General features: G+C 33.8%; 10 protein-coding genes. 4 read left to right on the top strand and 6 right to left on the bottom strand.

Annotation, left to right across the window (positions count from 1 at the left end):
• Positions 1–47: 47 nt before the first annotated feature.
• Complete coding sequence (locus tag HM986_RS13730; RefSeq protein ID WP_179335667.1) at positions 48–2,558, top strand: DUF5686 and carboxypeptidase-like regulatory domain-containing protein; 2,511 nt, start codon at positions 48–50, stop codon at positions 2,556–2,558.
• A gap of 58 nt (positions 2,559–2,616) precedes the next feature.
• Here the strand turns inward: HM986_RS13730 and cysM are convergent, their stop codons facing one another.
• Together cysM and epsC are read right to left on the bottom strand one after the other, a co-directional pair.
• A complete protein-coding gene (gene cysM / locus HM986_RS13725; RefSeq protein WP_179335666.1) occupies positions 2,617–3,495 on the bottom strand; it encodes a cysteine synthase CysM in 879 nt (292 codons plus the stop codon).
• 1 nt (position 3,496) lies between these two features.
• The gene (gene epsC, locus HM986_RS13720) at positions 3,497–4,279 is read right to left on the bottom strand and encodes a serine O-acetyltransferase EpsC (protein WP_179335665.1); all 783 of its coding nucleotides are present in this window, start codon (positions 4,277–4,279) and stop codon (positions 3,497–3,499) included.
• 241 nt (positions 4,280–4,520) lie between these two features.
• Here epsC and HM986_RS13715 point away from each other — a divergent pair, with 241 nt between their 5' ends.
• The 3 genes from HM986_RS13715 (at position 4,521) to HM986_RS13705 (ending at position 9,579) form a co-directional block, all read left to right on the top strand.
• Complete coding sequence (locus tag HM986_RS13715; RefSeq protein WP_179335664.1) at positions 4,521–5,048, top strand: inorganic diphosphatase; 528 nt, start codon at positions 4,521–4,523, stop codon at positions 5,046–5,048.
• Between the two features lie 145 nt (positions 5,049–5,193).
• Positions 5,194–7,614 (top strand): sodium-translocating pyrophosphatase, encoded by a 2,421-nt coding sequence (locus HM986_RS13710; protein ID WP_179335663.1) that lies wholly within the window; start codon positions 5,194–5,196, stop codon positions 7,612–7,614.
• Positions 7,615–7,761: 147 nt separating this feature from the next.
• Positions 7,762–9,579, top strand: a complete 1,818-nt coding sequence (locus HM986_RS13705; RefSeq protein ID WP_179335662.1) for a hypothetical protein — start codon at positions 7,762–7,764, stop codon at positions 9,577–9,579.
• 77 nt (positions 9,580–9,656) lie between these two features.
• On the opposite strand, the gene HM986_RS13700 is transcribed toward HM986_RS13705, so the two are convergent.
• The 4 genes from HM986_RS13700 to HM986_RS13685 all read right to left on the bottom strand — a co-directional run bounded on the left by HM986_RS13700 (position 9,657) and on the right by HM986_RS13685 (position 14,681).
• Positions 9,657–12,434 (bottom strand): TonB-dependent receptor, encoded by a 2,778-nt coding sequence (locus tag HM986_RS13700; protein ID WP_179335661.1) that lies wholly within the window; start codon positions 12,432–12,434, stop codon positions 9,657–9,659.
• Between the two features lie 32 nt (positions 12,435–12,466).
• Positions 12,467–13,321: a GLPGLI family protein gene (locus HM986_RS13695; RefSeq protein ID WP_179335660.1), complete on the bottom strand. Its 855-nt coding sequence runs from the start codon at positions 13,319–13,321 to the stop codon at positions 12,467–12,469.
• A 110-nt stretch (positions 13,322–13,431) separates the two neighbouring features.
• Entirely contained in the window at positions 13,432–14,289 is an 858-nt protein-coding gene (locus HM986_RS13690; protein ID WP_179335659.1) for a GLPGLI family protein, read from the bottom strand.
• Complete coding sequence (locus tag HM986_RS13685; protein WP_179335658.1) at positions 14,289–14,681, bottom strand: hypothetical protein; 393 nt, start codon at positions 14,679–14,681, stop codon at positions 14,289–14,291. The genes HM986_RS13690 and HM986_RS13685 overlap by 1 nt, the downstream gene beginning before the upstream one ends.
• Positions 14,682–14,752 lie beyond the last annotated feature (71 nt).

The following is a 14,752-nucleotide window of genomic DNA, read 5'->3' as shown; positions in this document are numbered from 1 at the left end:
TCTAACATATGTTTAGCATGGTTGTTGATGAAGTTTATTTTTTTAATATGAAACTAAAACTACTTATCCCATTTCTTGTTCTTGGATTTTTTTCTGCAATGGCACAGACTAAAGTTAGCGGTCATGTTTTTGATGAAAACAATGTACCAATTCCATTTGCCAATGTCTTATTTAAAGGTTCTACTGAAGGTACAATTACCAATGAAGAGGGGAAGTTTTATCTAGAATCCGACAATAGTTGGGACAATTTAATCGTTTCTTTTATTGGTTTCGAAATATTAGAAGTTCCTTTGACCAAGCGTGTTAATTACGATTTAAAATTTACGCTTAAGGAGGAAGCCTCATCGTTAGATGAAGTCCTTATTGTTACAGGAAAGCAATCAAAAAAAGCATCGGAAAATCCAGCCATTAGAATTCTTAAAAAGATTTGGGAACGTAAGCGTCAAAACGGTTTAAGTCAATTTAAGCAATACGAATACGATCAGTACGAAAAAGTAGAATTTGACCTCAACACTATTGATAGCACTTTAATAAAAAGTAAGCTTTTTAAAGGTATGGAGTTCGTTTTTAATGAAGTTGACACGTCTAACGTTACAGGAAAAACCTACTTACCGATTTTCTTAAACGAATCTGTTAAGAAAATATCTGGCGATAATGTGATTAATAAAAAACATGAAGAGCTAAAAGGCAATAAGAATTCAGGTTTTAGTAACAATCAAGTTATTATAGATTTTATAGATGATCTCTATTCTGAATATAATGTCTACGATAATTACTTAAAGTTTTTCGATAAAAGTTTTGTAAGTCCTTTAAGTAGAACAGGCGTACAAACTTATAATTATGTATTATCCGATAGCGCCTTTATAGATGACAAATGGTGTTACAACATTATTTATTATCCTAGACGAAAAAACGAATTGACCTTTAAAGGTGATTTTTGGGTAAACGACTCCACTTATGCCATTAAAGAAATTAATCTTCAAGCATCAAAAAGCGCGAATATTAACTGGGTTAAGGAAATTTATATTGAACAAGAGTTTGAGGTATTAAACGATTCTGTATTTCTTATAAAACGTGATTATTTCCTTTCGGATTTCGCCATGAATAAAAAAGAAATGTCTAGAGGTGTATACGGAAAACGAACAACGATCTATGACAATTATAAATTTGACCAACCTAAAGATCCTAAGTTTTACGATAAGGTCGTTTATAATTATGATGAAGATGTGTACAACCGAGAAGATGATTTTTGGCAGACGAATAGACTCGAAGATTTAAGTAAAGACGAAAAAGGGGTCTACAAAATGTTAGACACACTAAAAACGGTTAAGAAATTTAAACGCTTGTATAATCTAGGAAGTATTTTAGCTTCAGGTTATATAGAGTTTCCAAGCGTCAATTTAGATTACGGTCCTCTTTTTTCAACTTTTGGCTATAACGAAGTTGAAGGTATACGACTTAGAACTGGTGGAAGAACATATTTTGGTCCTAACGATTTATGGCGAATTGAAGGCTTCCTAGCTTATGGTTTTAAAGATGATAAATTTAAATACGGAGTTTCTGGAAAGTGGTTATTAGACAAACGCAGTCGTTTAACTATTTTTGGAGGTAATAGGCGCGATGTAGAACAAATCGGAGCAAGCCTAACGAGCTCTTCGGATGTTTTAGGCCGTAGTTTAGCTTCATCCGCAGTCATTGGTACTGGTACAAATGATAAGTTATCCAACATCAATTTAACTAATTTTGGAGCCTCTATTGAACCTTCTAGAAATTTTGAAGTGCGTATCGATGGAAGCTTCCGTACTATAAGTTCAGCGTCCTCAACATTTAGTTTAGATTATATTGATCCAGAATCATCATCAGGTATTTCTTCTGAAATTAAACAATTTGAATCAAGGTTATCTTTGGGCTATTTCCCAAAACGTCAAATGACCGGTTTTGGAGTAGAACGTAAAAATAAGAATGATAATTTCGCTAGACTTTTCGCACAAGTAAGTCGTGGAGATCGCAATTGGTTTGATAGTGACTTTGACTATACCAAAGTTCAATTCTCATATATACAACCATGGCAAGTAGGAGGATTTGGTAGATTAGTTACCTCCGTAGAATTAGGTAAAACATTTGGGGAAGTACCTTTAGGATTGTTAAGTGTTGTTCCTGGTAACCAATCCTATTTTTCAATATACAATACGTTTACACAATTAGATTATTACGAATTTGTCACAGACACCTATAGCTCTGTTCATTTGGAGCATAATTTTAATGGTCGTATTTTCTCTCGTATTCCCTTCTTAAAAAAGTATAACCTAAGAGCTATTTTAGGATTGAGGGGTGTTTGGGGAGAACTCTCCGATGAAAATGCAACTTTGAACAGCACAGGTAATCTAATGGAAATTCCTTTAGTAGCGCCAAATACCCGTATGTACTATGAATATAGCTTTGGTGTTGCCAACATTTTTAAAGTGTTGCGTTTAGACTTCAACTTTAGAGGAAATTATTTAGATCGACCAGACGCAAGACCATTTGGTATTACTGGTAGTTTTGGATTCTATTTCTAAAAAAAAAGGATTTACGTTTAGTAAATCCTTTTTTTTTTTAGAAAATGTGTTTAATATTTTATTCAAATAAATCAGAGGATAAATAACGATCACCTCTATCGCAAATAATACAAACTACGACTCCGCTCTCTAATTCTTTTACCAATTTTAAAGCTGCAGCGGTGGCTCCTCCACTACTCATTCCTGCGAGTATACCTTCTTCTTTAGCTAATCGTCGTGTCATTTCTACGGCTTCATCTTTACTGACTTCAATAGTTTGATCCACTTTAGAAGCATCAAATATTTTAGGTAAATATTCTATGGGCCATTTTCTAATCCCAGGTATTTTAGAACCATCGGTTGGCTGTACACCTACAATTTTTACTTCAGCATTTTGTTCTTTCAAAAACGTAGAGGTTCCCATTATAGTTCCTGTAGTTCCCATTGAAGACACAAAATGCGTAATTGCACCTTCGGTATCTCTCCAAATTTCAGGACCTGTTGTTTTATAATGTGCCTTCCAATTGTCATCATTAGCAAATTGGTTGAATGAAAAATAACCTTCATGTTCAACCTTATTTATAGCATAATCTCTCGCGCCTTCTATACCATCAGGATGCAGTGTAACGGTTGCCCCGTAAGCACGCATAGTTTGCACACGTTCTTTCGTAGCAGTATCAGGCATTACAAGTTCAATATTCAATTTAAAAATACTACAAATCATTGCTAATGCAATTCCTGTATTTCCACTAGTCGCTTCAATTAATTTTGAAGACGCATTAATTTCCTCAGTATCTAAAGCGCTTTTAATCATGTTATAAGCAGCCCTGTCCTTTACACTCCCACCAGGATTGTTTCCTTCGAGCTTAAAATACAAACTCACATTAGGATTAGAATTTACGGCTATGGATTTAACAAGCGGTGTATTTCCTATTCTATCTATTAACGTCTTGTTCATGTTATTTTTTTAATTTTGAGAAAATTTCAACTTGATGATTGTGCGTTACAATAGAATTTTCAGGTACTGATTCCGTCAACCATGTATTACCACCAATCACTGTGTTTTTTCCAATAATTGTTTGTCCACCTAAAATTGTTGCATTAGCATATATGGTAACATTTTGCTCAATAGTCGGATGACGCTTGGTATTTTGATGTATTTTTTTTACCGTTAAAGCACCTAAAGTTACGCCTTGGTATACTTTAACATTGCTGTGTATGTCTGTAGTTTCGCCAATAACCACACCTGTTCCATGATCTATAAAAAAATACTCACCGATAGTAGCGCCAGGGTGTATATCTATTCCTGTAATAGAATGTGCATATTCCGTCATTAACCTTGGTATTAGCGGCAAATTTAATTTAAAGAAGACTCTTGCCATTCTATAAATTGAAATTGCAAAGAATCCTGGATAAGCTAAATATATTTCCTCAATGGATTTGGATGCTGGATCGTTATTATAAATTGCTTCAGCATCCTTTTGTAAACTAGAATATAAATCGGGAATGTTTTCTTTAAAATCACTCCAAAGCTTACAAGGCTTATTCTTAATTTCTGGACATGCCTTATTTCTAATGGTAACAAATAACGTTTCCAATTGCTGTAATGCCAATTCAGCATCCGTATCACAATCATAAAAAGCTTTAAATAGCAATTTTGTGAACCGCTGAGACTCTTCTTTTAAGGTCATTGAAACTCTTATGGTTTCCTTGTGGTCATTTATGACTTTTATTACGTTCATATATTAGATAACTCTTTTTAAAGACGTATAATTATAGTATACATTACAGATTAAACGAATTTACTGAAACAATTTGAACAAGAAAAGTAGTACGTCTAAATTGATGATAATTCAATAAATCACTATATACATAATTAATTGTCTAACTCGCACAATATATTATCTTTGCTGAACTTAAATTTTAACAGAGAATATAACAATGGTTCTAAGTAAATTAGAACTCCCAAATACAAATTAAAACATGTCAGAATCAGAAGAATTAACTTTCGATGTACTCATTGAAATACCTAAAGGAAGTCGTAACAAATATGAATACGATTTTACATTACACAAGATAAGGTTTGACCGCATGCTTTTTTCATCTATGATGTATCCAGGTGATTATGGCTTCATTCCAGAAACTTTAGCTTTAGATAGTGATCCTTTAGATGTTTTAGTATTAGGACACCAACCAACATATCCGATGGTTGTAATGGAAGTGAGACCGATTGGTGTTTTCCATATGACGGATGAAAAAGGACCAGATGAAAAAATTATCTGTGTACCAGTTTCTGATCCTATTTGGAGTAATAATAGAGATATAAGCGATTTAAATCCACACAGACTAAAAGAAATTGAGCACTTTTTCCGTGTTTATAAAGATTTAGAGAAAAAGAAAGTTGATGTTGGTGGATGGGGAGATGCTGAGGAAGCTATCAAAATTTATCACGAATGTATTCAGCGTTATGACGAAAGTGAACATAAAAAGAAACGCACTTTTACGATTTAACATTCTTATTTAGGAATTCAAGGTTTTTAACTAAAAAACTATTAAAAAAGCAATATCAATCAAATGATATTGCTTTTTTCGTAAAAATATGATTCATTTTATTACATTTACCTAGCTAAACACTAATTAAATTAAATATTATAATATGGAGTCATTGATGATTTATATGCCAATAGTTTTGGCCCTTTTAGGCTTAATTTACATGCTAGTAAAGCAATCTTGGGTTATGAAGCAAGATGCTGGAGATGGTAAAATGAAAGAAATTTCAGATCATATATACGAAGGTGCCCTTGCCTTTCTAAATGCCGAGTATAAATTACTCGCTATTTTTGTATTCATAGTAAGCATATTGCTTGCAATTGTTTCTTTTATTGTTCCAACAACGCATTGGCTTATTGTAATTGCTTTTATTTTCGGAGCTGTATTTTCTGCATTTGCAGGTAATATAGGAATGAAAATAGCGACTAAGACAAATGTTAGAACAACACAAGCTGCTCGTACAAGTTTACCAAATGCACTAAAGGTATCTTTTGGTGGTGGAACTGTAATGGGATTAGGTGTTGCCGGTCTTGCCGTTTTAGGATTAACAGCATTTTTTATATTTTTCTTTTGGTTCTTTATGGGAAGCGAATGGACCAATACAATGGATATGACCATCGTATTAGAAACCCTTGCTGGTTTCTCGCTTGGTGCTGAATCTATCGCATTATTCGCAAGAGTTGGTGGAGGTATTTACACTAAGGCTGCCGATGTAGGTGCTGATTTAGTTGGTAAGGTTGAAGCTGGTATCCCAGAAGATGACCCTCGTAATCCTGCAACAATTGCAGATAACGTTGGTGATAATGTAGGTGATGTTGCAGGTATGGGAGCTGATTTATTTGGATCTTATGTGGCAACGGTTTTAGCAGCCATGGTTCTTGGTAATTACGTCATTAAAGATATGGGAGGAGCAATCACTGATGCTTTTGGAGGTATTGGTCCAATCCTATTACCAATGGCAATAGCAGGTGTAGGAATTATTATTTCCATAATCGGAACCATGTTAGTAAAAATAAAAAGTAATGACGCTAAAGAAGCCCAGGTTATGGGAGCTTTAAATATTGGCAACTGGACATCTATTATTTTAGTAGCTGTAGCATGTTTCGGATTAGTAACATGGATGTTACCTGAGACTATGCAAATGAATTTCTTCGGTGAAGGTTTACAAGAGATTTCTTCAATGCGTGTTTTTTACGCAACCTTAGTAGGTTTAGTAGTAGGAGCCGTTATTTCTTCAGTAACGGAATACTACACAGGATTAGGTAAAAAACCAATTTTAAATATAGTACAACAATCAAGCACTGGAGCAGGAACAAACATTATTGCAGGTTTAGCGACCGGTATGATTTCTACATTCCCTTCCGTATTATTATTTGCTGGAGCTATTTGGGCATCGTATGCATTTGCAGGATTCTATGGAGTTGCTTTAGCGGCTTCTGCAATGATGGCAACAACCGCTATGCAATTAGCAATTGATGCTTTTGGTCCAATTTCTGATAATGCAGGTGGTATTGCTGAAATGAGCGAACAAGAACCTATCGTTAGAGAACGTACAGATATATTAGATTCGGTTGGTAATACAACAGCTGCAACAGGAAAAGGTTTTGCTATCGCTTCTGCTGCATTAACATCGTTAGCATTATTTGCTGCCTATGTAACGTTTACAGGAATTGACGGCATCAACATCTTTAAAGCACCAGTATTAGCGATGCTATTTGTTGGTGGAATGGTGCCCGTAGTATTCTCGGCTTTAGCTATGAATGCTGTTGGTAAAGCCGCTATGGAAATGGTAGAAGAAGTACGTCGCCAGTTTAGAGAAATTCCAGGTATTATGGAAGGCACAGGGCAACCAGAATATGACAAATGTGTGGCGATTTCTACGGAAGCATCCTTGAAAGAAATGATGTTACCAGGGTTATTAACAATTGGTTTTCCATTAGCAATTGCTTTTATTCCAATGATTTTTGGAATGGATCCGCTAGCTATCGCTGAGATGTTAGGTGGCTATATGGCTGGTGTTACCGTTTCAGGTGTACTTTGGGCAATCTTCCAAAATAATGCTGGTGGTGCTTGGGATAATGCTAAAAAATCTTTTGAAGCTGGAGTTGAAATTAATGGTGAGATGACATACAAAGGTTCTGAAGCTCATAAAGCTGCTGTAACTGGTGATACCGTTGGTGACCCGTTTAAAGATACATCTGGTCCTTCAATGAACATCTTAATTAAATTAACGTGCTTGATTGGCTTAGTCATTGCTCCTATTTTAGGTGGTCATGCTGATGAAACTGGTTTAGCAAATAATGACACAGAAGTTTCTATCAAAATGTCTGTGGAATCTCAAGGTTTAGCTAAAGCCACCGTTAATTATTCCACCATAAAAGAAGGAAAGAAAACATCTGAAGTTATTATTTTCGAAGGTACACAGGTTGAAGTTAAAAAAGAACTAAATGCTTTTGAAGCATCGCTTTCAAACGTATCAGGTGACGTTATAAAAGTTATTGAAAAAGTAGATATTTCTAAAAATTAAATCTTAGAAATACACTAATTTAAAAACCCTCAACATTTTGCATAATGTTGAGGGTTTTTCGTTTTGTAAAATTGAAAAGAGTAGGAATTTAAGCCATTGAATTGTTTTATAAGTGAGACGTTAAACAACAATCAAAATCAATTCAACATGAAATGTATTAGCAAATTTCCCAAATTTAGTATTCTAATTCTATTTTCAATACTCACATTCTCATCTTGCAGAAAAGACAATGATGATAACTATTCTGGAGGCGGACAACAAGAAATCATTCCTGATGAGTTTTCTGAGTATTTTGGTAGTGAAATTTCAAGAGATTTTTTAGGAACAATTATAGATAAAAATCATCTTCCAATTGAAGGTGTTTTAATTACGATTGGTGACGACACAGCACTAACCGACAGCAACGGAGTTTTCATTATTAAAGATGCTACCGTTAACGAACGCTTCGGTTATATAAAAGCTTCAAAAGCAGGCTACATTCATGGCTCTCGTAATGTGGTGCCTTCTAATGGCACCAATAAAGTTACCATCATGTTGCTCGATGCTACAGTTATAGGCACTGTAAATAGTGGTGCCGCAGGAAGTGTTTCTCTTGCAAACGGAAGCTCAGTAGACTTCGATGGCAACTTTATTAAAGAAGATGGCTCTGACTATTCTGGTGCTGTAAATGTCATTGCTCATCATTTAGATCCTGCTGATAACGATATGGCATTACAACGACCAGGCATGTTATATGCTCAAAATACCGATGGTGCCGAACGTATGTTGCAAACTTTAGGCATGCTCGCTGTAGAATTACGAGGAAGCTCTGGAGAAGAACTCAACTTAGCAGAAGGTTCTACATCCGAAATTAAAATACACGTCGACCCAAGTTTAATGTCTATTGCTCCTGCAACCATTCCGCTTTGGTATTTTAACGAAATAAAAGGTTATTGGATTGAGGAAGGTGAAGCGACTTTACAAGGCGACATGTACGTAGGAACAGTATCTCATTTCTCTTTTTGGAATTGTGATATACCTGCGGAAGCAATTACACTTTGTATTTTAGCTAATAATGACAATAATAACCCACTTAATAATCTTTGGGTAAGTGTTACAAGTGCCACTTTTGGTACTACTTATGGTTATACCAATGAAAATGGAGAAGTTTGTGGTTATGTACCAAGTAATGAGAGCTTAGAACTTAATGTGTATAGTTATGATTTGTGTGGAAGCACTCCACTTTATTCTGAAATGATAGGGCCATTTTCAACAGATTCTAATATTTCAACAATTATGCAAGTCAGCTCGGACGTTATAGAAGAAACCGTAGTTGGAAGCTTTAATACCTGTGATGATGAAGCTGTAACTGACGGTTATGTTCAATTAAATTATGGTGGTCAAACTTTTACAGATTTAGTCAGTGATGGAACTTTTGAAATCAATCTATTGCGTTGTGAAGACGACAATACGTTTAAAATAAAAGCAAGTGATTATGTAAACCTTCAAACGACAGATAGTATTAGTTATACGTTTATGACTCCATTAACTAATATCGGAACTATAAGCGCCTGTAATGCTGTTACAGAATTTATTCAATATAGCATTGATGATGGTGACTTAACTTATATTTTAGATAATATAAATGGTGAATTTTATCCTGACTCACCAAATTACAATGGACCAACTCTTAATATTAGCGGATCTAGTTTAAACTGCTTTTATATGTTCGGGACTTTAGAGGAGACAACTTACGAAGGCACCTATGACAATTATGATTGGAATGATATTGACAATAGCACTACTGGATTTAATATTCAGGAATGCATTGACATGTCTAATACTAATAACAATATTACATATAACCTAACGTCTCTCGGTGCAGTTGGTGAATATATTGATATTAATTTTAGTGGTTCGTATGAAGATTATGATGGCAACACACATACTATTAATGGAGCTTTGCATGTTTTAAGAGACAACTAGAATATTTAATATGAATTAAAAAAAGCCCATTGAAAACATTCAATGGGCTTTTTTTAAAATAGGTATCAGAAATAACCTTATAACGTATAAATAACTCTAAACGTTACAAATCGTGGTTGTAAAAACGTTGCCGAATTAACAACAGAGAACGTCCCAACATTATTATTAATATTAGCATCAATATTTAAAATGTTGTTTGCTCTAATTTCATACTCCCATTTTGCATCTCTATCTTTTCTATAACCTAGTCTGGCACTCCATGTCTGAAAAGATTCTGACTCCCCAGCAACACTCTGGTTCGTATAGCCATAATCTGTAGAAAAGGTAACGGCATCCCAAATATAGGCATCAAAATTTATAGATGGTGAATTTCTAATAATCTTAGTACTTCTTGTTCCTTGGTCTGTATCAGTGACTGAGTATTGATAACGCAAACTTACATTTGGTGCTTCTCTATAATTGGTTCTAATCTCTGGTGTATAGGTTTGCGTAAAACTTTCATTTACAGATTGTACACCATTTATAAACTGATTATTTAAGCTGTAGTTAAAATTCCCACCCATGGTCGTTCTAATTTTTCCAAATGTTTTTTGCCAACGTCCAAATGCTGTAAGACTCTCATCTGCGAATGGCGAATTGAAAAATGTACTTGTACTAATAACGCTTTCAAAATTAGCAATGTTTCTTATTTGATCTTCGTTTTTGGTATAACTCAATCTTCCAATAACATTTGTATTATTAAATAGGTTAAAACTTCTATAAAATAAACTGAACGTTTGACTCAATCCATTCTGTAATTCTGAATTACCATAAGATAAATTATCAAAACTATTTAAAATTAATCCTTCTGCTAAATTCGTAACATCAGTAAATTGGTTACTCATACGGTAATTAAACTGTAAACTTTCAGATTTTTTAAATTGAACTCTTGCTTCAAACTCTGGTAGGACTCTAAAGAAGTTATCTTCATATTTAGTTCCAAATTGTGTGTTTTGATTGCCATACGCATGAAAAGATAATCCTGGTCTAAACGTAAATTTACCAACTCTTAAGTTATATCTCGTTGACACATAAACATCACTAAAACTGTATAAAGCATCATTTTCAGCTCCAACATCCAATAAATTCCCATCTGCATCTGTAATATTTGGATCTGCATCTTGAGTCACATCATTTTCTAAAAACTGAAATATATTAGAATCAAACTCTTGGCGGCTAAAAATTGTTCCGAAGCTAATATTTATATTACTCTTAGAATTCAAAATATTATAATAGTCTAATTTTGCGTCTAACTGGTTGGTTTTAACAAGTTGATTTTGTCCTAAGTTATAAAAATCTAAACTTCTATCTAATCCTAGTTGCTCTGCTGTTTCATCATAAGCGTCTTCATCGTCAGTAAGAGGATCGTTGTCTATACCATTATCATTATTAGATGGATCATTATTTAATATAGCATTATAAAAAGGATCTTCATTACTGTACAAATGTTGCGCTTCTATAGCAAATATATTATTCTCATTAAGCGTGTAATAATAACTTAAGTTTTGATTAATACTGAATGGAGTAACTTCATCTAACTGAGCTGTTGTACCAATTACTGAAGAAATTTCTGTTTGTCTTTCTGAATCTTTAGATATACGTCCTAAAAGATCATATTCTAATTGATTATTTCCATTTGGTTTATAAGCTGCACTGAACTTTGCAATACCCTGATCCGAATCTTCTTTACCTGTATTTACCGTTTCCTCATCAGGAATACCTAATTCTGGATCTGTATATCTTATAAAACTTTCTTGACGTGTACTTAAACGCGTTGTGTTATAAATTATAAATCCACTTAAATCTAAAGCCGGATTTGGTGCATAGCTGAAGTTAGTTGCCAATAATTTAGATTCTACTTTCTGCGCATTGGCAGAAGTCGTTAAACCACTTAAGCCGTTACTGCCTAGATTTAAACTCGTTCCACTATCACGACTCGGTGATCTAAAACCACCACCGAAATTACGCACATCTCGATTTGATAAAGCAGGTTCTCCAATATTGTTTATATCTCCTATAACATTAACACTTGCCTTTGGACTATAATAAAATAGTTTAGGCTGCACCAAATATAAATCATCATTAGGTGATGGTGCTGTACCCGCACCTACGGTAATATCCCCAAACCAAAAATTCTCTTTACCTTCCTTTAGTTTAATATTTATAGCGACATTATCCGAGTTATTGGTAACACTACGCAATTGACTAACTTCTGAGAAATTACGGAGCACTTCAATTTTATCTACCGCATTAGATGGTATATTTTGTGTTGCAAGTTTAGAATCCCCATCAAAAAAATCTTTTCCGTTTACGGTTAGTTTTTGTACAGTATTACCATCGACTTCTATTTGTCCGTTTTCATTGATTTCTACCCCAGGTAACTTTTCTAAAACATCTCCTAATTTTCGTTCAGAACCATTTTTAAAAGAATCTGCATTGTATATAATAGTATCTCCTTTAATAGTTACAGGCATTTCGTAGGTAAGCTCAACAGTATCAAGCGAGTTATCTAAAGTCATAACTAAATCCTTATCTATATCAATTTCTTTTGTTTCTAAAACAAAATCAATAGACTTCATGCCTATATAAGTAACCTGTATCTTATAGCTGCCGTTTTTACCTAAAGCAATTTTATAAAACCCTTTGGAATCTGATATTGCATAAGACTCTAAGGCCTTAGTTTCTTGATTAATCGCAACAATATTGGCCAACTCTAATGGCGATCCTATACTGTCTTTCACTATTCCTGAAAGTTTAACTTGCGAATAAGAAGTTAGTGCTAACAATAATGCCAGCAATGTGGTAATCTTTTTCATGTACTTGATTTTTTTAGTTGTAGTTACCGAGATTAATTTCTTCTACCTCCTCGACCGCCTCGTCCTCTATTTTCTCTCAACTCTTCCATTTTTTTTGTTGTAATCTCGGTATACTCTTGCTGAGTGACAACTTCACCTTTTTCTGGTTTGTCTATCTTGTCTTTATCTTTTGGATTCATCACAACTTTGGTGCATAAAATTGTTGTGTTACCTGCATTAACTTCTAAAATTAAGCCAGGTAAGCCCCAATAATCATCTGGCCCTTGGTTTACTGGGATCTGCATAGTGTACCACGCGACAACATTAACCATCTTAGGTTCTTTAGTTTCCTCGTCTTCTTTTTTCTTTTCTGAATCACCGCCTCTTCCTCCTGGTCTAAAACTTGAAAAATCGAAACCTGTTAATGGTTTTACAGCAGTGGCTTTAAATACGGTATAACTTCCTATTTGTTTACTCTCGCCACTCATTGTCCATTCGAGATTTCCTAATTCATCTTTGATTAAAAATTGTTTTCCAAAAAACTCTTGGTCCTGGAGTAATTCTTTGGTTTTTACATTTTTATATTTAGGTCCGCCTGTAAAACTACTAGTAAAACCACCAAATCCACCACCTCTGCCACCTGTAGACGCTTCTAAAACTTCTTCTTCCTTGTATATAGATGCTTCTCTATTAAAAGTAAGTGTATACTCTTTCTCTAAAAAGCTCTTCATACGTTCTTGTATTTGCTTCTTTCTATCTGGTGACATGTCTTGCCCTCCAAATTGATCCATATCCATAGTCGTTTTAGATATGTAATATGCTTTTCCTTGAAAATCTTGTGCAAATAAATTAGAACTTGCAAAAAGTACAGTTAGCAACAATGCTATTTTTAGCGGTAATTTCTTCATTTTTAGTATTCTAGTTAAATTCAATAACGAATTAAGTTAATCTTACTTCCATAAGACTCCCTAAATGAAGAAAAGTAAAGCCTCAACTTGTTAAACTTGTGTTAAGAAAATTAACCACCTATTGATATATGAATTGCTCCATCTTTCGATCCTCTGCTTGGTGCATAACGCTCCATCATTTCTTTAGTTTTCTTCTCCATGATATCATTGTACTCTTTTTGATTAACCTCTTTACCTTTAGTTGGTTCTTCGATCATAATTTTTGCTTCTGGGTTAATTACAATCTGACTGCATATAATGGTCAATTCCCCATCATGAATTTCTAATATTAAACCAGGAAGTCCTTGGTATTTTGCAGGTCCATTACTTACGGGAATTTCTGGTGTATACCAAACTGTAATAATACGTTCTTCCATTTCTGGCTCTTTTTCTTCCTCGTCTTCTTCAGAATTTTTATCCTTATTAATCTTGCCACTAAAGCTAAAATCTCGTTTCTCTACTTGTTTAGTGTAAGTTGCTTTAAAACAAGTATATGCTCCAATACCCTTAGTATCAGATTCTAATTTCCATTCAATTGGAGATATAGAATCTTTAATTAAGAAATTTTTCCCCATAGTTTCTTTTTGATCAACATAAGTTTTATTCTTGACGTTTTTATAAAACACATCAGACCCACTACTACCAAAAGACATCTGAAAACCGCCTCCTACTTGTGGTTTATCTAACTCCGCTTCTTGCTGGTATAAAGATGACGATTTATCGAAAGTTAATGTATAGGTTTTTTGGAATTGCTTCTTCATCATTTCCATCATTTGCTTCTGCATAGCATTATTCATTTTGATGCTATCCATCTTAATATCAATTTTTCGTTGGGTTTTATAGGTAGCCACACCTTGAAAATCTTGTGCGTTAACAGATGAAACGCCCCCTATTAATGTAAAAATTAGAATTCTAGTAATTGTTGTCATTATTTTCTGTTTTTTAAATTATAAAATTTCAATGCTGTAGCTTTCATTTTTTCAATATTCTTTAGAAATTTCGTTTTTTCATCTGCCCTTCCCATAACTGTATAAGTCATGCTACCTTTTAAATTATCCTTAACCTCTGAAAAGCTACAGTTTAAAGTAAAACTTAATTCTTCATTGCTATCCATCATTTTAAATAATTCATCTAAATCTTCCGCTTTAAAAGTAGATTCTAATTCTTCAAAGGAATCAATTGTAACCTCAATACTAATCGCATCAATTTTTACTGATTTGTCTTCAACTTTAGACTGACTATATCCAACAACCGAAATTAATAAGACTAAACACGTGAATACTTTTTTTAGACTAAAACAGTCATGAATCTTTGATTTCATTTTAATATGGTTTTATAATTAATACCTTACAAATATCTCAACACCAATTCTATTTTTAGGTTAACTAGTGT

It is taken from the genome of Winogradskyella costae (genome assembly GCF_013403865.1).
Lineage (GTDB): Bacteria > Bacteroidota > Bacteroidia > Flavobacteriales > Flavobacteriaceae > Winogradskyella > Winogradskyella costae.
This window is presented reverse-complemented; position numbering and strand designations above follow the sequence as displayed.

Bases quoted from the DNA above. Each gene is read 5' to 3' on its own strand.
- HM986_RS13730 (WP_179335667.1), top strand. From the start codon at position 48: ATGAAACTAAAACTACTTATCCCATTTCTTGTTCTTGGATTTTTTTCT.
- cysM (WP_179335666.1), bottom strand. From the start codon at position 3,495: ATGAACAAGACGTTAATAGATAGAATAGGAAATACACCGCTTGTTAAA.
- epsC (WP_179335665.1), bottom strand. From the start codon at position 4,279: ATGAACGTAATAAAAGTCATAAATGACCACAAGGAAACCATAAGAGTT.
- HM986_RS13715 (WP_179335664.1), top strand. From the start codon at position 4,521: ATGTCAGAATCAGAAGAATTAACTTTCGATGTACTCATTGAAATACCT.
- HM986_RS13710 (WP_179335663.1), top strand. From the start codon at position 5,194: ATGGAGTCATTGATGATTTATATGCCAATAGTTTTGGCCCTTTTAGGC.
- HM986_RS13705 (WP_179335662.1), top strand. From the start codon at position 7,762: ATGAAATGTATTAGCAAATTTCCCAAATTTAGTATTCTAATTCTATTT.
- HM986_RS13700 (WP_179335661.1), bottom strand. From the start codon at position 12,434: ATGAAAAAGATTACCACATTGCTGGCATTATTGTTAGCACTAACTTCT.
- HM986_RS13695 (WP_179335660.1), bottom strand. From the start codon at position 13,321: ATGAAGAAATTACCGCTAAAAATAGCATTGTTGCTAACTGTACTTTTT.
- HM986_RS13690 (WP_179335659.1), bottom strand. From the start codon at position 14,289: ATGACAACAATTACTAGAATTCTAATTTTTACATTAATAGGGGGCGTT.
- HM986_RS13685 (WP_179335658.1), bottom strand. From the start codon at position 14,681: ATGAAATCAAAGATTCATGACTGTTTTAGTCTAAAAAAAGTATTCACG.